Source organism: Desulfamplus magnetovallimortis, from assembly GCF_900170035.1.
Taxonomy (GTDB): Bacteria; Desulfobacterota; Desulfobacteria; order Desulfobacterales; family Desulfobacteraceae; genus Desulfamplus; species Desulfamplus magnetovallimortis.
Window position 1 is genome coordinate 73,321 of record NZ_LT828550.1, and the last position, 23,593, is coordinate 96,913.

Genomic DNA, 23,593 nt, shown 5'->3' on the forward strand with positions numbered 1-23,593 from the left:
TTTTCCTGTATTGCTATTTCCATGTAAGAGTCTTTACCTTTTCAAGGGTGTATTGGCGGTTTCCAAGTCCAATTTTTTCAGCGTATTCAAGCTGTATTTCCCAGTTGACATCTGGATAAAGTCCTTTGAACTTATCTTCTCCGGGCTGGATATTTTTTTTAAGACAGGTTCCGGGAAGGGCTGCTTCTGCATTGATGAGATCCACTGCTGCCTGGTCAATGGCAACCGGGTCATTGGATGCCAGAACGCCTATGTCGCCCACAATCGGGCGGTCATTGTAAGACATGCAGTCACATGCAGGTGATATGTCTGTTACGAAGTTGATGAAAAAGCATTTTCCTTCCTTGTTTTTCAAAACCCCCAGGCTGTATTCCATCATTTTTTCAAGAAAAACAGGAATTGTCTGGTTCCAGCGGATATTGACAGAACCTGTCGGGCATCTTAATATGCACTCTCCGCATCCGATACAATCTTCTGTATTGATGGATGCCTTTTTATCTTCAAGTGAAATTGCATTGCCGGGGCAGTGTTCAGCACAGTTGCCACACCCTATGCAATTTTTTTTCTTGATTGTAGGGCTTACATTGGAGTGTTGTTCAAGTTTTCCTTTTCTGGACGCACAGCCCATGCCAAGATTTTTTAAAGTACCTCCAAAACCCGAAAGTTCATGTCCCTTGACATGTGCCACTGAAATCAAGGCATCCGCAGATACAATTTCGCTTCCAATGTGGACATAACGGCAATGTTTCTGGTTGATCTCTACATCTGTTTCGCTTTTGCCTCTTAGGCCATCTGCAATTATAATAGGTGCGCCATCCATACTTGAATATGAAAATCCGTTTTCAACAGCAGTCTGTATATGTGAGACAGTGTTGCTTCTGGTACCTGCATAGAGGGTGTTGGCATCGGTTAGAAACGGAAGTGCCTCTGCTTTGCGAACGGTCTGTATAATCCTTCTTATATAAGGCGGTCTTATAAAAGCAACATTGCCCTTTTCTCCAAAGTGCAATTTTATTGCTGTCAGATCCTTTTTATCAAGTACATCAAGTATGCCGGCTGTTTCAATCATACGTTGAAGTTTGTCAGGAAGGTTCTCCCTTGAATTGGCTTTAAAATCCGTGAAGTAAACTTTGGATTCATTTGATAAATTTTTTGTCATTTTAAAAACTCCTGATAATGAGAAGAGTGGTGAATCATCATGTTTAAAAAATCATATGGAATAGATCAGTTAAAGGAACTGGAACGTCTCTATATATTGTACGAAAAATATTTTTATCATCAATTATTAGATTTATCTACATCTGAGGATAAAAACAGAGGTCAGCAGTATCAGGGAACGGCAGATTTGGACAGGCGTCGGGATGCTCCGCAAAACAGAGAAAGGTCAAAGTGGCATTGCAAAAAAGGATGTGACACATGCTGTACCTGTAATGTTACAATGACATCCCTTGAGTGCGAATATATTCTAACGCAAATGTCATTGGATGAGAGGTATAAACTTATATCATTAATATACCAGAATCGTTCTGCCATAAGATATCATCCAGAGGTTACAACCAATGGATTTGCACAGATCTGCATGGATGGTGGAGATATACCGATTGAAGATAATGACCCTTCCTGGGGAAAGTGCCCCTTACTGGGTGAAGATCACCTCTGCCCAATATATGAAAAAAGACCATTTGGGTGCAGAAGCCTTGTTTCCGAGGTTGACTGCTTCAAGAGCGGATATGCAGAGATTTCCCCTTTGACGCTTACTGTCAACAACATATTCATGCAGTATATTGAGCATCTTGACTCAGGTGGTATCACTGGAAATTTTACCGATATGATGCTTGCTGCTGGCACCTGGGATTCTGTTATACATGATGATGAAAAGATTCATATTATATATAACCGGAAGGCACGGCTGTTGATGATTCCGCCGGAACACAGAAATGCTGTAGAACCCCTTCTTAAGAGTATTTTTGACGGGAAACAGTAGAACTATATTTTTATATTAGCATGATATATCTATATATCATAAAGGAGCATTAATGTAGCGCGCCCCTCATCCTTATCTTTATAAAGGCTAAAGGGGCTAAGCTATCAGTTTTTCATTATTCTTATATTGATAATCCTTCCACTCTTATCCAGATATGCAATAGCCCTTGCTATGGTTTTTCCAGAAGACTCACTTACTATTTTTACATTTTCTTCAAAAGTAAGGCCTGGTGTGATTCTTTCAGATGAAGCGTCTTCTGAGCCATCATTAAACGATGAGGATTGATCCGTGGAATTTTGCTCCTGGGAATCAGAAGCTGCTTTTCTTATCCTGGCCTTATTTCTGTCCGATATTAGTTTTCCTACACCGGAATAGTCTCCTGTGCTTTCATCATTGCTACAGGCATTAAGTAACAACATTGCAGAAGCAACAAGAAACAATGATGCTTTTATGACAGGTTTGGATTTCATATTGATTTTCACGTATCGCACCTCCTCGCCTTGTTTATCAAATGAGTTAGAATATCAAACTGATATTTTCAGTTGGGTATCACGCTGATATTAATAATTGGAGTATCAAGCCGATTTCTCAACTTTGAATCGTCTGTTTAATCTCATGGTGCTGAAAAGTCCGTAAATATCACTTGAAACATTGATGATTTCAAGAGTACTTCCTTTTTGGACAAGTGTATTATGAGCGGCAATTATAACTCCAAGTCCTACGGAATCAACCATTTCAACGCCTATAAGGTCAATAATAAGTTTACCCTCACATGTGTTGATTGCCGACAGAAGTTCCTGTTTGAAATTTTCAGCCATTGAGGCTACTACGCTTGTTCCAGGTTTTATAATGGTGTTTTCACCTTCTTTGATTACTTCACTCATTGGTTTTGTATCTCCTTGTTGTTAATAGATTTTGTAATATTAAATTTAGATTTTTACCTCTGATTCTTGTGTTATTTTGGCAAGAGAATCAGATGGGCTGTTTTTGTTCTGATTTGTCCGTTTCAGGGTATTTCAGAAAATTTATTCTGGCTGGTGTAAAATTTTAAGTTTACTGTTTTACATAGTTGAATAATTGGTTTATGAAAAGAGTAATTTAGAACAGGAATTATTTTAAAATACCATTATAATGTAAACCATTGAAATTGTAAACAGGCTGCAAGATTATCATTATAGAAAACAGTTATCAAGAAGCACGTTTTTTTTTCGCAAAATTAATATCTGTTTTCGGCATCCTTCATTTGAACCCAAAAATACTTTACACTTTTTTGTGAGAGATTCCCGTCACACAGAGTTTTTCTCTCCGGAAAGTGTAAACTGGGAAATGAAGCATGCTGAAATTTGTGTCCATTTCCACGGTAAACGGGCATGATTGATTACGTATCAATCACCCCCAAATATAAAACTGATAGTCATTTTCACGGTAAAGAATAACTTAGGAGTCAAATGAGCCGATTCTTCAAAAGATTTGCTATTATTTCGGGCTATTGCGTAATTTTTATTTTTGTAGTCATTGCTTTAGCCATAACATCATCTTTTTTTTATATTAATTCAGAACATTGCAGTCAGATGATTCAGGAACAGGTTAATTCCCGCATTCCCGGCACAATGGTTTGGAAGAAGTTGAATATCTCCTTTTTTAAAGGCAAGTTAACTATTGATGGTTTTCAGCTTCTGCTTGATGGAAAAGAGATTGCAGGAGTTGATAAGTTAGATATTTTGCTTGTTCCTTCAGGATTTGCCAGGGGTGAAATAGTGGTGGAACACTTCAATATTGAATCCCCCCGTGCAGAAATTTTTATTTCACAGGATCAGAAGATAAATATTCTTGGTGCTTTTCCTGAATCTGTTGAGAGTGACAAGGAACCTCAGCCTGAATCTGATGTGATGAAAAATATTCACTTTAATGTAATAGTAAACTCTTTAAATATAAAAAATGGAAGATTTACGTACCATTCAGAGGCAGACGCAGTTAAAGCCACTCTGGATAATCTTGCAGTTACAGGAAAGGCAAATCTTTTTGAAAAAACCGCTGATATTTCCATCTCAACCGGAGATATCAGTTTTGAACAGTCAGGAGGAGTAAAGAGCAAACTTGAAAAAGTTGCAATGGAAGGTCATTTTCTGGTGGATTCCATCTCTGGATTCTCACTTGTTGTTGACTCTGAAGCTGCTGATATCGTTATAAAAGGTGAGGCTACCAATCTTTTGCCTTCAGATACTATTTTGTCATCAGAAAACCCTCCCTTTTCACCTGATCTTGATTTTACGCTTGATGCAAATATTGTGTCAGAAGAGATTGTCAGGATGTTGTCACTTGAGCATGATATTGGTGGTGGAATTTCAATTCATACAGAAATTCGAGGCAGTATAAATGATCCTTATCTCCTTTGTACAATTGAATATCCTGATGGAACACTAATGGGCAGAAAAATTGAAAAATTCTCATTTAAGGGAGTTATGGAAAAAAGGGAGATTGTAATCTCTTCACTTGAAATTGACCATCCCCATGCAAAACTGAAAGCAGACGGGAAGGTTTCTCTTGTAAAGGCATTTCCCCAAGGATTTCTGGGTACAGAAACAGGAAATAAAGCTTCCACAACCCCAATATCAGCAGATATGGATAAAGAACCATCTTCATCATCTGTAAAAGAACCATCTTCATCATCTGTAAAACATCCATCTGTAAAACATCCATCCATTGATCCGGCTGATATTTCCTGGGATTTTTCAATTGCTGGTTCTGATATTGAGCCTGGCATAATACTTGACTCAGAAGGCATAAAAGGGATTGGTGGCAAATGCGGTTTTACTGCAAAACTTGCAGGCAATATGAACAATCCTGAAGCTCACCTTGATTTTCAGGCAGATGGGGCAACTTATGAGGGATATCCGGCAGTTGATACAAAATTGAAAGTTTCCCTTGTAGATGGTGTGGTTAATATAGGCAATATGGATATCTCCTCCTGTGGTGCCAATGTTCAGATTAAGGGAAGCGTTGCAGTTCTTGAAAAGGAGCAGAACGGCTCTTTTGGTAAATATGTGCCAATGGCTTCACCTCTTCTCAATCTTACAGCAGTTCCAGGGGAGGCTTTTGATATCTCAATAATTTTAAAGGAACTTGGCAGGTTGGGGCTTTTAGATGAACAGAACATTGAAGGAAAGGTTGAATTTAAAACATCTTTGAAAGGGACGCTTGATAATCTCATTGCAAAGGTTGACCTTACTGCTGAAAATATTAAATACGAAGCTGAAAAGATTGATAAGGTTGACCTTAAAGCAGAATACAGGGACAAGAAACTTACCATCCCGTCACTTGATGTAACACTTGCTGAAAACAACAATTTAAACGCGAATGGATGGCTTGATGAAAACAAACGCTTCAATGTTGTTCTGGCATCAAAGGGGATAGATCTTCTATGCATTGATGCTGTAAGGAAAACTGATATGTTAAAAGGTGTTGCAATCTGTTCAGTATCAGCTTCAGGTACTTTTGATAATCCTGAAATAAATGGTAATATTTCACTTAAATCTCTTGAGGTTATGGATAAACCCTTTGAGGATTTTACAGCATATATATCATTGAAAAACCGGAAAGCAAGGATTGCAGGAAAGTTAAATTTTGATATTGATGCTTTTTTTGATATGGATTCCAGGGATTTTTCTGCTGAAGCTGTTTTTGCTGACACAGACCTTCTGCCATGGTTCAACTTTGCAGGTGTAAAGGATATTGAAGGCCATACCACAGGGCAGATCAAGGTAAGCGGTAATGCTGACTCTCCTGACAAAGTAACGGCACGCTGCAATTTTGATGAGATTTTGGTAAGGCATCAAAAATATGAAAACGCTACTATCAATCTTAAGTTCCTGAAAGCATGGAGTGATGGAGATTCATTTGAGGTGGAAAAATTTAAAATCCTTCTGCCGGAGAATGGAGAGGTTGAAATCTCGGCTTTAGGCAGGATTTCAGGTGAGGTTGTTGCAGATGCAAAAGCCGTTATTCCTGTGAGTACAGCCCCTCTTTTTGTTCCTGATCTTCCCCCCATGGAAGGAACTCTGATAATGGACGTTAATGGAAAAATGGATCTGGGAAGTCTTAAAAAAGGAACTCAAACTGTCGGGAGTGAAAACTCAGAATCCAAAAACATTAATGAGGCTTCCCTTGATCTTTCAGGAGCCAGTATCAATGCAAACTTGCAATTTAAGGAGATAGCAGTAACCCTGCCTGAAGATTTTGGTCGTGTTGAGAAGATCAATGGCACAATCACAGGTGACTTGAACCGGATTGATATAACAAAGATCAAAGGGCGATTCGGTACTGGAACATTTCTTTTAAAGGGTGGGGCAGAGCTTGATAACTATATGCCGCAAAATATCAACATCTCGTTTAAAACAGAGGCCATTCCCGTTAATATGGTTGAAGGTTTGGCCGCGGATATTTTTTCTGATCTGAAATTCAATGCAACTTTTGATAAAACAGTTCTGTCAGCTGCCCTTGTTAGCGGTGAGGTGATGGTTGCAAATGGCCTCTGGAATCGTGATTTAAGCGTGGAAAAAGAGGTCTTTTCAACATTGACAAGCAGAAAGCGTGAGAGAAAAGTGGCAAAGGAGAAAAAGGAACCTGACCCCCTTCTTGAGAAGATCGCTTTAGATGTGGCAGTAAAGGGCAAAACCCCTTTTATTGTGGACAACAATCTTGCATATATGGAGATTTATCCGGACATCAAGGTAATGGGCAATGCTGCTTCGCCCGCTGTCTCCGGAAGATCCGAGATAAACCCTGGAACAATAAATTATCAGTCCAGTGAATTTACCCTGACAAAGGGTATTATAGACTTTGTAAACCCTTATGTTATTGAACCTGAGCTTGACATTGAATCCCACAGAAGTGTACGCCAGTGGGATGTGATGCTTGCAGTTTCTGGAACTCCTGATAATCTTGACTTCAAGCTCTCCTCAGACCCGCAACTTGAAGATGGCGATATTATATCGCTTCTTCTCAGGGGTAAAACCGTAAGCGAACTTATAAATGCCGAAGGCGGTACAACAATGTCCACAGCAGGGATGCTCTCCCAGGTTGCAGCATCGGCAGTAAGTGATAATCTGAAAGCTGCCACAGGCCTTGATATTTTTGAGGTGGGTTTTGGAAACTCCACAGATGATAATGGTCTCTCTGATATGAATGTAACCATGGGTAAGGAGATTACCGACAACATCACAATTAAATATGGAGCAGAAACCAAGGATGGAGAGATGGTCCATAAAACTTCTGCTGAATACAAGCTTATGGATAATGTTTCGGTAAGCGGTTTTCAGGATTCAGCAGGTCAGTTTGGAGGTGAAGTGCGCTACAGGCTGGAATTCAGATGAATAACTATCTGCCTTGTCTCTACACTATGTTTCCGGGCTTGGAGTTTTTTATGCCCGGGGTGATTATTGTTGCTTTGTTGACTTATCTTTTTTGCTGTCTGAATCAAGATAACCAGGATGAAAAGGATGTTCAGGATAATTAATCCTGCCTTATCTTTGTTAATCCAGGGTATCCTGATTAAGACAATTTATTGAAGTTAACAAATTAGAATTATTAATTATTTTTAGAATCATTGGAAAAAACAATGGGGTACAATAAAATTATATGTTTGGTGATGATGGGTTTTTTATTGATCAATGGAGTTTGCCATGCAGAGGAGAAAGAGGAGTTAGCCACTGATAAAGCTGCCACTGCCCGAAAGTGTATCCATATTGAAGAGTTTAACCTGCATGGCAATAGTGCATTTTCAACTGCTCGTTTAAAACTGAGAATGAAAACATGGCACTCATCCCTGATGCCCGGCAGTTTAAACTGTTTCAATGAAAAGTGGCTCCAGAAAGATATAAAGGGACTTGTGGAGTTGTACAGGCAAAAGGGATATCCAGATGTTGATATTATCTACTCCCTGAACCGGAGCAGAGATGACTCCTCATCTAACATGGAAAGTGAGGATGAAAATGCATCCCAAGATAGTAACGGAATCCAGGTTTCAGACAGTTATGTGGCTTCAGATCTTGATATTAATATCAAGATTAATGAAGGTTTGAAATATGAGCTTCAATTCCAGGGCAACATCTTTTTTTCTGAAAAGGATCTTGAGAAGCAGATTGATCTGGTTGAAAAGGGAAATATTCAGGACTCTGCCCTGAAAAAAGGCAAGGTCTCCATCCGGCAGAAATACCTTGATGCAGGATTTCAGGATGTCGCAGTCTCATTTGAGAAAAACAGGGTCATTCTGGACGATTCCGGCCAGGAGGTCTGGCAGGTTCTTTACAATGTGAATGAGGGTGTCCAAAGTGTTGTCAATGCACTTATTGTTAAGGGCAATCAGAAAATTGATATCAAGGATATCATGGCAGCCATGTTGATCCGTCAGAAAGGTATGCTTGAGGTTGGCGGATTTAATGAAAAAGTGTTACAAAAGGATATTAACGCCATTGAGCTACTATACTTGAGTCGAGGTTTTCTTAATGCAAGGGTTGAGAAAAAAATATCCTTTAAAAAAGAAACTTCTGAAGAGAGTGATATTGAAATAGCTGAAAGTGAAGTTACAACAGAGAAAAGTGAGAGTGCAACAGCGAAAAGTGACGTTGCAATAACGGAAAAAAATGTTGATATAGCAGAAAAAAACATAAATGATCTTCAGTATGTGGATATAGAGATATCCATTAATGAAGGAATCCAGACACTTGTTTCCTCTGTGCGGATAACCGGACTTGAGTCATTTGACAACTCTGTTCTTTCTGTTGATGAACTTTTGTCAAAAATTTCTCTTAAACCTGACCAGCCATTCAGGGAGTACATGATTACAAGCGATGAAAATCTGTTGGGCATGATGGTCTCTGAAAAGGGTTACCCCCATGTCAAGGTTCATGGCAGTTCAGAACTTAATTCTGACAAAAGTCTTGCAGATATTGTCTGGAAAGTTGAGCCAGGGCAATTTATCCGCTTTGGCAATATTAAGTATTCCGGAAATACACGATTAAAAGAGGATGTTCTTGAAAAAAGAGTTGCAGTTGTCCCGGGTGAACCTTTTTCCCTTAAAAAAGTGCTTTTGACAGAAAAGCAGATAAGGGAGAGCAGCGCTGTTAAATATGTTCAGGTAAAGGCGCCAGGGCTTGCTATGATGGAAAATGCACCTGATCTTGAAGTTGAGATTCAGGAGAAAATGCCATATTTTCTTGAGGCAGCAATAGGATATGATACAGAGCAGACCTTTTTTCTGGATACCAAGGTCGGGGACAATAATTTTCTGGGCAGAGAAATTGATGCATGGGTTGCAGCCAAAATAAGCGGCATTGGGTACAGAGCGGAAACTGGTCTTGCAAAGCCCTATTTCTGGGGCAGCAATATCAATGCAACAGGTAATCTTTATGTTGAAGATCAGGAGGAGCTGAATCAGGACTTTGGCACAAAATCCTGGGGTGCAGAGGCTGGTTTTACAAGACCGCTTTTTACCCGAAAACTTACAGCAGGCCTCACCATGAAATATGAAAACCGCAATACCTACGGTGATGTTGAACCTGAAGAGCAGGATGCAAGGAATATAATGATAACTTCTCTTTCCCTTGGATATGACTCAAGGGACTCATCAGTTCGTCCCACAACAGGAATGCTTTCAGCAGCATCTATGGATGTTTTCACAGGTTTTGACAGTGATCTTGACCGTTTCCTTAAATACAAGGTTGATTTCAGAAAGTACATTACACCTTTTAAGCATCTTGTGTTTGCATTGAGAACCCGCCTTGGATATATTCAGCCCTTTGGTACAGAAGATAGTGTGGCAGAAGATCAGCTCTTTTTTCTTGGTGGTACCTCTGATGTAAGGGGATTTAAGGAAAACATGCTTGAATATGATTCAAGTGACGATCCGGCAGGCGGCCGTACAACTGCCAGTGCATCCCTTGAAGCCAGAATAGAGCTGCCTGCCCAGTTTGAGCTTAACTGCTTTGTGGATACAGGCCGCATTGACGATCTTGAATCAGATGTTGAGTCCAGAGGTTTTCGATCATCTGTGGGCCTTGGATTAAGGTATATAACCCCCATAGGGCCTGTGGGGATTCTTTATGGACATAAGCTGGATCCGGATGAAGGGGAGGATTCAGGGCGGATTCATTTAAGTGTTGGATATACATTTTAGGTATTGTTTGTTTTTTGTTAAATTGATATAACGTACATGGCTGATGACCGCCACAATCGAAGGGATGAAAGTCTTTATGAAAACAGCCATTTGCGGGGACTTTCATATAACATACATGGCAGATTTCTGCCACAATCGAAGGGATGAAAGTCGTTTTAAAAACAGGCTGTTACCGAGACTTTCATATAAACATACATGGCAGACACATCTGCCACAACGAAGCATGAAAATCCTGAGAAGGCTTGAATCACGGGGACTTTCTTATAAAAAACCTACCTGTGACTAGCTGCCGGTATGGAACGATACCGGTGGCATGCCATGAACTATAGCGTTCCATAAAACGGATTTGTTTTTTGTACTCAAAAAGCAAATCAAAATAGCATGTTATAATTTGAAATTTCATTATCTGGAGTACCATACAACGAAGCCAAAAAAAACCGAGCGGCTATGACCAAGGCGGTCTGCGTTTACGTGGTTGTTGTACCCATTGCTAAGGTTTTATGCAGAAATCTGGATCATTCCAAAGTCTTTCAAAATAATTCATGTAATACATTGCTCCATGAGCAGGAGCCTTGAACTCATAAGAAATGGTTTGTTGACTCGATATTCCGTAAAGGTAAGGGCCGATAAAGACGTGATCATCCACTCTGAAATAAAAATCTTCAGGCAGACTGTCATAATATTTGACCTGAATATTCTCAGGCTTTGGAGCTATCTTTTGAAGGTCTTCAATCCATTTTTGCAGGTGGAGAATTGTCTGTTTGATCTGTCCGGGTGCTTCTCTCTCGTCGATTTCACGCTGTTTGACGTTCTCCGAATCTGGATGGTGTGTGACAAATCGAATTTTGAGACCACGTTTCACTTTTTCCCTGATAACCCTATCCTTGGCGTCTCGAAACGACTTCAATCCCCAAGCTATAATATCAAGATGGTTTTCAAGAGACTCAAAGGCCACGTCAGTGCTTTGATTCATCTTTTGTCTTGTCTCATATATTGCTTCAAGCCCCCAATGCTCTACAATATTTTTGATTCGGTTCATCCGCACCAGATACTTCGAGGTAAGATATGAAACAACAGAGCTGGCAATCAATGAGCATCCGATGCTCAATAAAATATTTCTACCGTCCTGATTTTGAGTGAACAGTGCAGCAAACAGGCAAATAACACCAATGCAGCAGATCAGACCGTTTATCAGCGTAGCGTTTGTCTGCTCAAGTATTTTATTTAATTTGTTTTTCAAATCATTACCCCCCTTTGGTTTTTCCAAGTGTACGCCTTTGTGTATCAGAAAGCAATGGTGGGTGTCAAACACGATAGGAAAGAATCTCTTGAATCAATTTGTAGCAGAATATGAACGCATTTTCCATTTGTCGAGTTACTTTTTTTTGAAGCATGATTTTCATGATTAACGGATTATCCTGATTTTTCATAAGGTTAAACCTTAAATCCTTTAATAATGTTTCAAAATTTTCCGAAAAAGTGTACCTGCCTTCTGAAGGAAGTGCATTCCGTCTATTATGGCCGATTGCATCGGAGAGATTACTGATGAAGATCAATAAATGTAAAATCTGATGTATGGGTTTTTCATGTTCAATGTGTGGTTGACTTTTGGCTTTTTTTGTTAAATATAGACTACTGCTTTTGGAAGTTTAAACTATCGGGTGATTTTTTATGCTATTGAAATGTTCAAGGCGTTTTGTTCCTGACAATCAGATAGCGAAAGAACACTGCCAGAAAAACGTTTTGTAGAGACAAGGCATGACCGTGTCTCTACAATTAAACGAATCCTAATTTTTAGCTTTGACAATGCACTACATATTATGAGCAGACAGCCCGTGAACTTTAACAAAACACTATCATGTAAATTCTGATTTTGACAATATAATATGTATCGTAAAAGTAAATAAAATGTTGATTTTGAAAAGATAATCAATGAGGAGTTGTATTGAAACCTGATTTTAGAACAGCCAAGTTAATGGCAGTTATTTTCACCCCTGAATTCAGTATCACTGACAGACTTGCCATTGCAAATGCCGTGCAGACCATTTCCGGTGGCAGATTTAATGGCGAGTTTATAAGTGTCCCTGTTGCACAGGATGCAGCACCTGAAATTCCCCGCATCATTCTTACCTCCAAAGATGGCACATGGAAATTTGAGGTTTCTCTTTTGAGGAGTAATCTTACTTTTTTTCAGCCTGCCAACCTTGCTGTCAATGTTCCTACAGTTGTCTCTTTCGGAAAATTTGCAGGTTCGTTTTTCAGTCTCTACCAGAAAAGTATCAATGCAAAGGCAGCAAAGCTTGGTTTTGTTACGGAAAAATTTATGCCGCTGGACAGGGAAAAGCCATCGGGTATGATTGTGAAAAAATTCTGTAACGAACATTTTGCTCAAAAGGTTTTTGATAATACAGAAGCCTTTGAGCTTCATTCCCTTAAAAAATATCCTTTTGACCGTTTTCACATAAACTCATGGGTAAAATTTAAAAGTGCAAAACTTGCAAACAAGGCCAGAACTCCCATAATACTTGTTGAAAATGACATAAACACATACATGGAAGGTCAGGAAGGAGCAGATTTCAAAGCAGATGACATTATGACTTTTTTTTCTGCCATTCCAGATCACCTGGAGAGCATTTCCGCTCTTTTTTTCTAACACACTTCAAAAGAGAAGATAAAAAGATGTTTACAGCAGGATCAAATAAAAGAAGCTCTGACTCTTCGGCATTTATTTTTTATGAAGATCAGGATACTACAAGCAGGCCATTTATTGTTGAACACTCCTGGCCATCGGGATTGAGTGAATACTCCTGTTTTATTGATAGGAGATCAGGTACCGATTCTGTTGATTCAAAAGGCAATGCAGGTATTAGATTAAAAGATGGTGGCCGTATTCTGGCAAACGGGAAAAGAGTTCTGTCATTAAAAGATGGCTCCGCCATCCTGAAAGAAGACCCCCTCTCCTTTATGGATGAAAATACAATCACCCTGGGCAAGAGAACCACAACCCCATATTTTGATCTAAATAAATTTATTTATTCCCAGAGAAACAGAAAAATAAAAGAGTCAATTTATGATCTGGAGCTTGATACTGTAACATCTGACAGCTCATCAGAGTTTTCTGAAATCCAGCAGATTCTTGAAGAGAGTGAGGATATCTCAAGACCTGAAATCTACTATCTTAAGTGTGTTCGCGACCTTCCTTGTGTTGAAGCTGTTTTTTACCAGACAATGCCGGAATTAAAATGTATCTCAACTGTTTTGACAACAAGGGATCTTGATGTGACAGAAAGAATCTACGACATTGAAATCCGCGTTTCTGAAAAATATACAGGGGAGCAATTCTACTTCAGGGTGGACTGGCTCCATGATAATGTTGATTTGAATTCAATAATAAAGGACAAGAGAGTTCTTTTTCATAAAAGGAGTATTGATGCCTGATAAAGAGGCTCATTTTGAAATTATAGACAAAAATTACAAGGCATTGATGCATTTGTCCTCCCCTGACCCGTCAGAGCACATAGAGTGGTCAGTGATTATTATCTATTACATGGCATTGCACTATATTCAGGCCTATTTTGATGCTACATGCGAGGAGCACTATTCAAATCACATGTCACTTCAGAACAGAATGAGGGAGGTGCCTCAGTTGCGAAGTATTTATGGCAGATACAGACAACTTGAAGATGATTCAAGAAAAGCACGCTATGATGGTGAAACATTCAATATATATACACTGAGAAACGAGACTTTAAAAAGCTTTCAGAAGATTCAGGATTTAGTTTTGAGCTGGCTGGAAAATACAGACAGAAACTCCTATAATCTTTATAAGCTCTTTCCACCCAATTAACTTAATGCTTCTTCAAGTTCAAACTGTCGGGTAATTTTTGAGGATGATTACTTGAAATTGTGCATTTTTAAGTGCTGCTCTACCCGACAGATAGACCTTGAAGGAAAAATCAGGAGAGATTATGAAAATTATTTATCTATTCTTTTTTTAGTTTTAACATTTTTGGGGCTTATTTACCCTGCATCCGGAGATGACAAGACGTTTGTGGGATCAAAGATTTGCAGTGAGTGCCACGAGGAGCAACATACTCATTTTGAAAACTATGCAAAGAAAGCCACATCCTATGAAAGCATTGCTGTAATGCGCAGTAAATTGACTGAATCAGAGTTTGAATCGTGTTTTGAATGTCATACCACAGGTTATGGCAAACCTGGAGGATTCATATCTGAAACAGAGACTCCGGAACTTAAAAATGCCGGTTGTGAAGTGTGTCATGGCCCTGGAAGTGTTCATGTGGAGTCCCAGGACCCGGAGGATATAATAACAGAGCTTTCCATTGAAGATTGTAATCACTGCCACAGCGAAGATCGAGTTGATGCATTTGATTTTAAGCCATTGCTTTTTGGCGGTGCTCACTGATCTTTTCAAGGAAGAATATAACAGACAATATCATCAACTATAGTATTCCAGATAATTCAATTGATAATGGAAAAGTCTAACCATCTGTTATCTGTATTAATTTTTTTACCAAAAAATATAATATTTTTCTGGAAAGCTATATGAGTATTATGTAGCTATTGATTCGGGAAGGTTCTGCAAGAAAGCTCTTTCTTGAAGAATGATAAAATTTTCTGTATCCGCTTTTTTTAGTGGGTCAAAAATATAATAAGGGGTCAAACAGTGTCTTTTATAACAAAAAAATTATGGCTTCACTTTATGTCATGTATATCTGTTATTGTTATTCTTGTGTTTGCGATTTTTGTCTGGAATATTGTTAAATCGCAAAATTCATTACATACAATCCAGGCAGGGCAACAGAATATGATGCTTGCAGATGCTGTGGAAGGTGGCATGTTTGATGCCTTGGCCATTGGCGATAATGATGTGGTTAAAACACAGTTTAAACGGCTTCATGATAATCTTTCCGGGCTAAAAGTATTTGTGTATGATTTTAACGGCAAGATATCATTTACAACAGATTCCGGATATGAACATAAGCAGATTATGGATATTGTAGGCATTGAGGCTGGTTCTGCTCTTAAGGCTCTGCTTGAAAATGGCGATAGTTCCGATTCAATGTATAACGGAAGATTTGACGGAGAGCCTTTTACCATATCACATAAAGTTATTCCCAATGAAAAGCGATGCTTTCACTGTCATGGAAGCTCAAGAGAGATACTTGGTGGAATTACTGTCTGCTCTTCAGAAGCTGAATCACTTGCAAATATGCAGTACTCCCGCAATATAAGCCTTTTAATTGGAGTTGTAGGGCTTATTGCAATTATTGTGATGATCTGGGTTCTTTTTCACTATCTTGTAAATACCAGATTATCACTTGTGACAGCTATATCCCAGCAGATGAGCAAGGGCGATTTTACAACAGACATTGTGGTAACCGGAAATAACGAAATCAGCACCATTCTTATGGGCACAAAAAAATTGAATGCTGAACTCAGCAGCATGATACGCAGGGTGATTGAGAACTGTAATGATCTCAATCTTTTTTCCTTGACCCTTGAAGATGTCTCCTCAACTTTATCGACTCATGTTACTGAAACATCTGGCAAGTCTCAGAGGGTTGCATCTTCGGCCGAAGAGATGAGCAGCTCTCTTCAGACCATTGCCTCTGCAATGGAGGAGACAACAGTCAATGTAAGCATGATGGCATCTGCGGCTGAGGAGATGCATACAACAGCCGGTGAAATTTCAAAAAGTACAGGACAGGCAAAATTCACAATTGAAAAGGCAGCAGAAGCTTTTATGCATACTGCAAATGTTGTTGATGAGCTTGGTAAGGCTGCCTCTGCCATTGATGAAGTCACGAACGGAATTCGCGAAATATCAGAACAGGTGGGGCTGCTTGCGCTTAATGCCAAAATCGAGGCTGCCAGGGCAGGTGAGGCAGGCAAAGGATTTGCCGTTGTTGCAGCAGAGATTTCCGATCTTGCTGTGGAGACTTCAAACTCCACAATAAAGGTTGATGAAACCTTAAGATGGATGAAGCAAAAGGCACATGAGACAGTCACAAGCATTCAGGATATTTCAAAAACAGTTGAAGATTCCCGCGATGCCATAACGACAATTGCCTCGGCAGTTGAGGAACAGGCCATAACTACTCAGGAGATTTCAGGCAACATAACACAAATTTCCACAGGGGTTTCCGATGTCAACCAGACAGTCAACCAGGGAGCTGCCACAGCAAAGGAAGTAGCCGCTGACATTACGGTTATCAGCAGTGCAGCAAGCCAGATTCGGATTGATGGTGAAACCGTGAGTGAAAAGTCCGTGCAGTTGAAAAAAATGGCAGAAGAGCTGGCAGGTATGATGTCCAGTTTTAAGGTATAATGCAGTAATGCAATAGTCATTATATCGATTTTAGCTAAGTGTCTGATTTTATTGAACTCTTAAAAATATGGGTTGTAATAAAATCAATAGGTTATGGAAAATCGATATAATGTCGGATCAAATATGGCTTTTATCAATTAAACCAATGCTGCCTTAAATAGATATTTTGCCAAGTGAAAATGTTATTAAAGCTGTCAATCCAATCATTAACAAAAAAAGTGTGATTAAAAAAATTCTGTCTGACTTTGAAAGAGTTATTTCAAGTTTTGGAAAAAGTTGTTTTGTCAAAATTCCGAAAATTAAAAAATTGCTCAACAGTAAAAATGGATTTTTTGATGCTGTTACTATTGCTGGTTGTAGTTCATTGCCATGTATATAAATTTCTATGAAAGATAACAGTGCTAAAACTGGCAAATTCAATATAAACCATGTACCAATATAGAGAGATAGCACAAGGAACCGCTTTGAGTCAGAGCTTCGATTTTTCATCCATAATTACCTGTTACCAGTCAATGGGAAAGTAGTCCTTCAGAAATTTTCCGCACCAATGCTTTCCTGTAATAATACCATGAAAAAAGGGATCACACACCCTTGCAGCTCCGTCAACAATATCAAGGGGGGGCTGGAAATCGTGGCGTTCCTGTTTGAGTTTTGCCAGAATGGCAGGATCTTCATCAGTGACCCATCCTGTATCAACTGCATTCATGAAAATCCCGTATTTTGCAAGCCCGTCGGCGGCTGTATGGGTGAGCATGTTAAGGGCGGCTTTTGCCATGTTGGTGTGTGGGTGACGGCTTCCTTTTTTAAATCTTAGGAATTTTCCTTCCATGGCAGAGACATTAACAATGTGTTTTTTACCTGTGTAATCCTTTTTCATAAGATCGGTAAGGCGGTTGCACAGCACAAATGGAGCAACAGAGTTCACAAGCTGGATCTCCAGCATCTCAGAGGTCTCTATCTCCCCAAGCTTTAGCCGCCATGAGTTTGTCTTTCTTAAATCTACCTGCTGAAGGTCGGCATCAAGTTTCTCTGTCGGAAATGCACTCTGAACATCAAGGGAATGATCACAGGAATATGGAAACTGTGATAGCTTGGCAGACATGCTCAATCCAATTCCTGAAGAGGTGCTGGTTTGTTGATTGTAGTTTGCAGGCAAAACACCTTTAAGGAGTGTATCTGCTTTCATGGCTGGGTCTTCGTCTATTATATCTGTTTTTTCAGATGTCTTTTCTGTTGTTTCAGCTATCTCTTCCGTTTCTTTGTATCCTCCATTGTTACCACCAAGTTGAAACAGGCACTCCTGATAATCATAAAGAAGGGCTTGAACATCCGGTGGAAAATCAGATATCTCTATGTTTTCATTTTCCATCAGGTGTGCATAGAATCCTGGTGGACGCCGGACAGTCTGGGCAGCATTGTTGATGAGTATATCAAGTCGCTGATATGTTTTTTCAATAAAATCAGCAAATATCTCAACACTTGGGATATGGCGAAGATCAAGACCGTATATATGAAGTCTGTGCTTCCATTGAGAAAAATCTGGCTCCCTGGAAAAACGCAGGGCAGAGTCCTTGGGAAACCTTGTTGTTGCAATTACCCTTGCTCCTGCCCGAAGCATCATAAGGGTTGCCTGATACCCAATCTTAAGTCGCGATCCTGTTATCAGGGCTGTCTGGCCTTTAAGAGAAGCAGTCTGAAAACGTTTTTGATAATTAAACTCTGCACACTCAGGGCACATGGTATCATAAAAATGGTGAAGTTTTGTAAATTCTGCTTTGCATACATAGCAGTTGCGGGGGCTTTTGAGTTCAGGAGGTTCATTTTCAGAATGATTTTTTGAGCAGAAGATAGGTGCATCTTCCGAGTTGGAATTAGCTTGTTCATCGGATGCACCTGAAAAGGCTAAATGCTTATGATCTCCATATGAAATCTGTACAGGAGCAACAAAAACCTCAGCTTCCCTTGCTTTACGGATTCCTGTTGCAGCCCTCAATTTTTTCTCCTTTTCTGCAACTGCAACTCTTTCCAGCCTTTTTTTCTCTTTGTTTCGTTTTTTTATCTCCTTGCGGTCAGGGCGGGATATTTTTCCTGCTGCTGTAACAAGGGCTATCCTCTCCTTTTCAGTGAGCATGGCCAGAATCTCTGAATTTTCTGCAATTTTTTCCATAATGGGAATGCAGTCAAGTATCTTTGTCAGTGTATCCTGTTTATTTATGTTTGTGGTATTTATTGTTGTATTATTCACTATATTTTGCGTCCTTCTCAGGCATAATATTTTTTGGGCATTGTGAATCAGAATTTGATAAAGATTAAAAGGCAAAGGAATATTGCATAAATTCCGGCAACTGACAAGCGTGGATATGGTTTTATGGCATAATGGCTGATGCCAAGGCTTATTAAAATGGAAGCAGCGCATACAATTATAAACTTGAGAAAAATCTGACCGCTTTTCCAGTAACTTAGAAGCAACTGAAACAGTATCACAATTACAAAATGAACAAGATATATATAGTATGAATTTGATGCCATCATCTTGCCAAAACGTGAAGGGCGGTTCCAGTAACGAAGGGCGATGGATGTAAATGCCGCAATAAATGAGATGCAGAGAAATGACCGGGCAAGAACACAAAAAAAGAGTTTGCCAGGCGAGAAATTTGTCATCACTTCCTTAAAAAGTCCAAGCATGATCAATGAGAGGAGAAATGAGGCTGCTGTCCAGAGGGCAGGATGTCCTGGTATTCTGATGGCATTTGGCCACCCTTTTTTAAAGGCATAAACGCCCATGCAGAAGCAGAGAATATATGTGACAATTTTTTGAGGCTGGAATTGGAATATATTTCCAATGGTGACCCAGGGATCTGGATTATATGGGGTTGCAAGGAGTATAACTCCTATAAAAGTCGCTATTGTTGAAAAAATTCCAATGGCAACAAGGAAGGTCAGTAATGATTTTGAAGAGGATTCTGTAGATGGTTGTTGCGGCATTTTTGTTATCTTTTCTTTTTTCTGGTTTGCATATAACGGCCATGGAAGAACCATTTGCCACAACGAAGCATGAAAGTCCTTTGGAGCCTTAAAAGACGGGGACTTTCTTATAAACGGCCATTGAAAAACCATTTGCCACAATGAAACATGAAAGTCCTTAAGAAGGTTAAAAAACGGGTATTTGTTTATAAATCCGAACATTATAAAAAAGAGAAGCAGCAGGGATATAAACCACAAATGAGATTGATGGGGCCGGTTGAATGAAAGTATGACACCTGTGTAAAATTCTCCGGCAATTTGCATATATTCCACCCAGTATGAATAAAAGCTTTTGTATATTAATACATTGCTGCTTCTGTAGTGATAAATGAACTGAAAAAGAGGGGTTACAATGGGGAAGCATATCAAAACCGGAAGCCCCAGTCTTTTGAATTTTGCCTTGATAAACTGCTTGAATCCATTTTTAAGTATGGAGGGCGTGGCAAAGTAACCGGCAATAAAAAAAAGGATCGGCATGAGAAAAACATCAAGGATGATCATAAGTATGTCAAAGAAAACAGAAGTTGCATCCTTGACGCACCACCAGGGAGCTGCCTGGCTGTAACTTACAGCCGCATGCAGAACAACTACCATGAGCACCATAAGATATCGCAGGTTATCAAGAAAAACCACCCTGTTTTTGCTGTCTGTCTGAACAGTCATAATACCTTTCCCTTTTACGGTTTTATCAATTTAATTGGGCATGTTTCATTTTTCGCTTTACACTTTTGTGATTCGTATTCCCTTTTTCAAAGGCTTTACATCTGAAAAGTGTAAAGTACTTTTGGATGAATTAAGGATGCCTTTAATTGTATGGAAAATTATAATTGTGAAACATGTTTTAAAGCAGAAATCTCCGTGATATAAGAGCACCTTGAAAAATTCAAATATTTCACAAATAGTACACTAAAATACTATGATAAAAGTCAAGGATAAAAGAATGAAATACAATTTTGATGAAATAATTGATCGTGCAGGCAGTGGCTCTGAAAAGTATGACAATCGGGAGAAGCTTTTTGGCTCCAGCGACATTATTCCCATGTGGGTTGCTGATATGGATTTCAGGGCGCCTGACTTTATTACAGATGCTCTTATAGAAAAAATAGAACAAGCCGTATATGGATACTCCATGAAGGGTAAAAACTTTTTTTCCTCTGTTGCCGGATGGATAAAAAGAGAGCATGGATGGGAGATCAAAAAGGAGTGGTTGAGTTTTAGCCCGGGCGTAGTCTCAGCACTTTCAATGTCCATCCTTGGAATGACAGAGCCAGGAGATGAGATTGTTATCCAGCCTCCGGTTTATCATCCATTCTATTTTGTGGTAGAAGATAACAACAGAAAACTTGTGAAAAATCCTCTTGTTCTGAAAGAGGATCGCTATGGCATGGACATTGACCATCTGAAATCTGTTGTTTCTGAAAAGACGAAAATGCTTCTTCTTTCCAGTCCCCACAATCCAGGTGGTATGGTCTGGACAGAGGATGAACTCCGTGAGCTTGGAAATTTTTGTGTGGAGAGAAAGATCATAATAATTTCCGATGAGATACACTGTGATCTGGTCTCAAAGGGGCATCACCACACTCCCATGGCAAGTATATCCGAAGAAATTGCCGATATAACAATAACCTGCATGGCTCCAAGCAAAACATTCAACATTGCAGGACTTGCGGCATCGGTGGTATTGATTTCCAATCCGGAACTTATGGCAAAATATAAAAAGACGCTCAATGCCATTCATGTGGGGGGTGGCAATATCTTTGGTAATGCTGCAATGATAGCTGCCTATGAAAAAGGTGATTTATGGCTTGAAGAGGCTCTTGATTATATTGGAGCAAATATTGATTATGCCGAACATTTTTTCAGGGAGAAGGTCTCAGGAATCAAGATGATGCGTCCGGAAGCATCATATCTGTTGTGGCTTGATTGCCGTGAACTTGGCATGGAACAGGATGAGCTTTGCAGCTTTTTTATCAAAGGTGCAGGAATTGGTCTTAACGATGGCACCATGTTCGGGTTGGAGGGCAAAGGATTCATGAGGATGAATGTTGCATGTCCAAGAGCTGTGCTTGTCCGTGCCCTTGATAATCTTGGAAATGCTTTGGAAAGACTCCGTGTTAATAAAGGTGTGGTTGTCAGGTGGAAATGATTTTAAATCTTTGAATTGCCTGAAAAATCATCCGACAGTTTAAACTTGAAGAAGCACTCACTGTTCGTTCAAAGTTTAACTGTCGGGTAGCCATTTTCCTCTTCAAGCTATTTTAAAAAGAGTTTGTATGCAAGGCGATGCACAATATTGCCATAGGGCGGATAAACAAGCTTTCCGCTGTTTATCCGGGATTTCATCATCACCCCTTTTGCCTTGGAAAAGGCTAAGAAGCCTTCATGGCCGTGATATTGACCCATACCTGACTCACCAATACCACCAAAGGGAAGATCGTCTTGTGGAACATGTGCCAGGGTATCATTGATAAGCACACCCCCTGAATGGGTGTGTGTCAGTACATAGTCAATATTTTCCTGGTTGTAGTCAAAATAGTACAGGGCAAGGGGTCTTGGGCGATTATTTACAAAGTTCACTGCCTCATGGAGGGAATCACAGGGAAGAATGGGTAGAAGAGGCCCGAATATCTCTTCCTGCATCACCTTCATTTCATCTGTTGTATTCAGGATGAGTGTTACCGGCATTTTACGTGTATTTTCAAAGTTTTCACCTGCCGGATTGACAGAGATAATCTCGGCACCTTTAGATCGTGCATCTGCAACCATCTCCTGAAGTCTTTCATACTCCTGACTGTTTATAATGGAGGTGTACTGTGGATTGTTGAGCATTGTTGGGAACATCTTTTTGACGCTTTTTTTGAAATGTTCCACAAACTCATTTATGCGTAATCTGGGGCACAGTACATGATCAGGTGCCACACATGTCTGTCCCATATTGAAAATTTTACCAAATGCAATGGGCAGCACAGCCTCTTTCATGGGAAATTTGTCATTTATGATGGCAGGGGTTTTGCCGCCAAGTTCAAGGGTCACAGGTGTCAGATTGCTGGATGCTGCCCGCATTATCAGGCGTCCAACCTCTGTTGAACCGGTAAATACAAGATGATCCCATGGTTTGCCTGAAAATGCGGAACCTGAACCTTCATCTCCTGTCATTACAGTTACGTGATCTTCATCAAAGAACTCCTGGAACATGTTTTTTAAAACATCTGCCGTGGCCGGAGTATTTTTGCTCATTCTTATCATTGATCTGTTTCCAGCACCAAGAATACCTGCAAGGGGTCCAACAGAAAGATAGAGAGGATAGTTCCAGGGGGTAATAATGCCAACAACTCCAAGGGGCTGATAGATCACCATGGCTTTTGCAGGCTGGAAAAGCATCCCCACTTTTCTTGGAGATGGTTTCATCCATTTTTTTACATGTTTTCTTATGTACCTTATGTTTTCCACTGCCGGAATTATTTCCGCAAGCAGGGACTCATCCTCGGAACGGCACCCAAAGTCATCATCAAGTGCATTGGTCAATTTTTTTCTGTACTTCATCAATCCATTTTCAAGGGTTTTCAGGTGAGAAATCCGTTCCTTTGCAGATGGCATGGGATTTGCCATAAATGCTGCTTTCTGGGCGTTAAACATTTTGTCAAGGGGGCTTGAATCCACTATTTCCATGATCTCTGTATTGCCTGAAATTTGAGAACTGCTGCAATCTGTTGCTTTTCTTATGGGTATGATCATTTTGAAAAATCGCCTTATCAATCCTGTGGTCATTTGTGAGTGACCAGTTAGTATTCAGTGTGAATGATTTTTGGTGTGAACGCAGTTTTTTTGATTTAACTTAATTAATATAGCTCTGTTTTAAAAAATGTTCAACAGATGGGCATTTTTCATTTATCGGTTTACACTTTTTTTTGAACCATGATTTTCTCGATTACAGGATTACCTTGATTATAATCATGTTAATCCTGTAATCCTTTTAATCATGGTTCAAAATTTTCAGAAAAATGTAAACTACTTTTGAGTCTATATGAAAGATGCCAACAGATGATTCTATTTTGTAAAA

The 23,593-nt window shown here is 39.6% G+C and carries 17 protein-coding genes; 10 read left to right on the forward strand and 7 right to left on the reverse strand.

The window, feature by feature from the left end:
- Positions 1-13: 13 nt before the first annotated feature.
- Positions 14-1,159 carry a DUF362 domain-containing protein gene (locus MTBBW1_RS17385; RefSeq protein WP_080805330.1) on the reverse strand — a complete coding sequence of 382 codons (1,146 nt, stop codon included), beginning with the start codon at positions 1,157-1,159 and terminating at the stop codon, positions 14-16.
- A 39-nt stretch (positions 1,160-1,198) separates the two neighbouring features.
- Between MTBBW1_RS17385 and MTBBW1_RS17390 the strand changes: the two genes are divergently transcribed.
- Positions 1,199-1,984, forward strand: coding sequence for a hypothetical protein (locus tag MTBBW1_RS17390; RefSeq protein ID WP_080805332.1), 786 nt, complete (start codon positions 1,199-1,201; stop codon positions 1,982-1,984).
- Between the two features lie 104 nt (positions 1,985-2,088).
- On the opposite strand, the gene MTBBW1_RS17395 is transcribed toward MTBBW1_RS17390, so the two are convergent.
- Together MTBBW1_RS17395 and MTBBW1_RS17400 are read right to left on the reverse strand one after the other, a co-directional pair.
- Positions 2,089-2,466, reverse strand: coding sequence for a hypothetical protein (locus MTBBW1_RS17395; protein WP_080805334.1), 378 nt, complete (start codon positions 2,464-2,466; stop codon positions 2,089-2,091).
- 93 nt (positions 2,467-2,559) lie between these two features.
- Positions 2,560-2,868, reverse strand: coding sequence for an STAS domain-containing protein (locus MTBBW1_RS17400; RefSeq protein ID WP_080805336.1), 309 nt, complete (start codon positions 2,866-2,868; stop codon positions 2,560-2,562).
- 564 nt (positions 2,869-3,432) lie between these two features.
- Between MTBBW1_RS17400 and MTBBW1_RS17405 the strand changes: the two genes are divergently transcribed.
- The 3 genes from MTBBW1_RS17405 (at position 3,433) to MTBBW1_RS17415 (ending at position 10,443) form a co-directional block, all read left to right on the forward strand.
- Positions 3,433-7,356: a translocation/assembly module TamB domain-containing protein gene (locus tag MTBBW1_RS17405; RefSeq protein WP_080805338.1), complete on the forward strand. Its 3,924-nt coding sequence runs from the start codon at positions 3,433-3,435 to the stop codon at positions 7,354-7,356.
- Positions 7,357-7,601: 245 nt separating this feature from the next.
- Complete coding sequence (locus MTBBW1_RS17410) at positions 7,602-10,157, forward strand: BamA/TamA family outer membrane protein (RefSeq protein ID WP_080805341.1); 2,556 nt, start codon at positions 7,602-7,604, stop codon at positions 10,155-10,157.
- A 76-nt stretch (positions 10,158-10,233) separates the two neighbouring features.
- A complete protein-coding gene (locus MTBBW1_RS17415; protein WP_080805343.1) occupies positions 10,234-10,443 on the forward strand; it encodes a hypothetical protein in 210 nt (69 codons plus the stop codon).
- Between the two features lie 204 nt (positions 10,444-10,647).
- Here the strand turns inward: MTBBW1_RS17415 and MTBBW1_RS17420 are convergent, their stop codons facing one another.
- Positions 10,648-11,397, reverse strand: coding sequence for a hypothetical protein (locus tag MTBBW1_RS17420; protein WP_139786803.1), 750 nt, complete (start codon positions 11,395-11,397; stop codon positions 10,648-10,650).
- Between the two features lie 705 nt (positions 11,398-12,102).
- On the opposite strand from MTBBW1_RS17420, the gene MTBBW1_RS17425 reads away from it, so the two are divergent.
- From MTBBW1_RS17425 to MTBBW1_RS17445, 5 genes are all read left to right on the forward strand, one after another.
- On the forward strand, positions 12,103-12,810 hold the full coding sequence (locus MTBBW1_RS17425) for a hypothetical protein (RefSeq protein ID WP_080805348.1): 708 nt from the start codon (positions 12,103-12,105) through the stop codon (positions 12,808-12,810).
- Between the two features lie 26 nt (positions 12,811-12,836).
- Positions 12,837-13,595 carry a hypothetical protein gene (locus tag MTBBW1_RS17430; protein ID WP_080805350.1) on the forward strand — a complete coding sequence of 253 codons (759 nt, stop codon included), beginning with the start codon at positions 12,837-12,839 and terminating at the stop codon, positions 13,593-13,595.
- Entirely contained in the window at positions 13,588-14,004 is a 417-nt protein-coding gene (locus tag MTBBW1_RS17435) for a hypothetical protein (protein WP_080805352.1), read from the forward strand. Before MTBBW1_RS17430 ends, MTBBW1_RS17435 begins: the two co-directional genes overlap by 8 nt.
- 51 nt (positions 14,005-14,055) lie before the next feature.
- Positions 14,056-14,583, forward strand: a complete 528-nt coding sequence (locus tag MTBBW1_RS17440) for a cytochrome c family protein (protein ID WP_186441434.1) — start codon at positions 14,056-14,058, stop codon at positions 14,581-14,583.
- 261 nt (positions 14,584-14,844) lie between these two features.
- Positions 14,845-16,509: a methyl-accepting chemotaxis protein gene (locus MTBBW1_RS17445; protein WP_080805354.1), complete on the forward strand. Its 1,665-nt coding sequence runs from the start codon at positions 14,845-14,847 to the stop codon at positions 16,507-16,509.
- 502 nt (positions 16,510-17,011) lie between these two features.
- On the opposite strand, the gene MTBBW1_RS17455 is transcribed toward MTBBW1_RS17445, so the two are convergent.
- Together MTBBW1_RS17455 and MTBBW1_RS17460 are read right to left on the reverse strand one after the other, a co-directional pair.
- Positions 17,012-18,676 (reverse strand): SDR family NAD(P)-dependent oxidoreductase, encoded by a 1,665-nt coding sequence (locus MTBBW1_RS17455; RefSeq protein WP_087881796.1) that lies wholly within the window; start codon positions 18,674-18,676, stop codon positions 17,012-17,014.
- A gap of 125 nt (positions 18,677-18,801) precedes the next feature.
- Entirely contained in the window at positions 18,802-20,196 is a 1,395-nt protein-coding gene (locus MTBBW1_RS17460) for an acyltransferase family protein (RefSeq protein WP_080805358.1), read from the reverse strand.
- A gap of 277 nt (positions 20,197-20,473) precedes the next feature.
- On the opposite strand from MTBBW1_RS17460, the gene MTBBW1_RS17465 reads away from it, so the two are divergent.
- Positions 20,474-21,679 carry a MalY/PatB family protein gene (locus MTBBW1_RS17465; protein WP_186441436.1) on the forward strand — a complete coding sequence of 402 codons (1,206 nt, stop codon included), beginning with the start codon at positions 20,474-20,476 and terminating at the stop codon, positions 21,677-21,679.
- Between the two features lie 107 nt (positions 21,680-21,786).
- Here the strand turns inward: MTBBW1_RS17465 and MTBBW1_RS17470 are convergent, their stop codons facing one another.
- Positions 21,787-23,268 (reverse strand): coniferyl aldehyde dehydrogenase, encoded by a 1,482-nt coding sequence (locus MTBBW1_RS17470; RefSeq protein WP_080805364.1) that lies wholly within the window; start codon positions 23,266-23,268, stop codon positions 21,787-21,789.
- Positions 23,269-23,593 lie beyond the last annotated feature (325 nt).

Excerpts from the sequence above, each read along its gene's own strand:
- MTBBW1_RS17385 (WP_080805330.1), bottom strand. The coding sequence starts at position 1,159 with ATGACAAAAAATTTATCAAATGAATCCAAAGTTTACTTCACGGATTTT.
- MTBBW1_RS17390 (WP_080805332.1), top strand. The coding sequence starts at position 1,199 with ATGTTTAAAAAATCATATGGAATAGATCAGTTAAAGGAACTGGAACGT.
- MTBBW1_RS17400 (WP_080805336.1), bottom strand. The coding sequence starts at position 2,868 with ATGAGTGAAGTAATCAAAGAAGGTGAAAACACCATTATAAAACCTGGA.
- MTBBW1_RS17405 (WP_080805338.1), top strand. The coding sequence starts at position 3,433 with ATGAGCCGATTCTTCAAAAGATTTGCTATTATTTCGGGCTATTGCGTA.
- MTBBW1_RS17410 (WP_080805341.1), top strand. The coding sequence starts at position 7,602 with ATGGGGTACAATAAAATTATATGTTTGGTGATGATGGGTTTTTTATTG.
- MTBBW1_RS17415 (WP_080805343.1), top strand. The coding sequence starts at position 10,234 with ATGAAAACAGCCATTTGCGGGGACTTTCATATAACATACATGGCAGAT.
- MTBBW1_RS17430 (WP_080805350.1), top strand. The coding sequence starts at position 12,837 with ATGTTTACAGCAGGATCAAATAAAAGAAGCTCTGACTCTTCGGCATTT.
- MTBBW1_RS17435 (WP_080805352.1), top strand. The coding sequence starts at position 13,588 with ATGCCTGATAAAGAGGCTCATTTTGAAATTATAGACAAAAATTACAAG.
- MTBBW1_RS17455 (WP_087881796.1), bottom strand. The coding sequence starts at position 18,676 with ATGGAAAAAATTGCAGAAAATTCAGAGATTCTGGCCATGCTCACTGAA.
- MTBBW1_RS17460 (WP_080805358.1), bottom strand. The coding sequence starts at position 20,196 with ATGACTGTTCAGACAGACAGCAAAAACAGGGTGGTTTTTCTTGATAAC.
- MTBBW1_RS17465 (WP_186441436.1), top strand. The coding sequence starts at position 20,474 with ATGAAATACAATTTTGATGAAATAATTGATCGTGCAGGCAGTGGCTCT.
- MTBBW1_RS17470 (WP_080805364.1), bottom strand. The coding sequence starts at position 23,268 with ATGATCATACCCATAAGAAAAGCAACAGATTGCAGCAGTTCTCAAATT.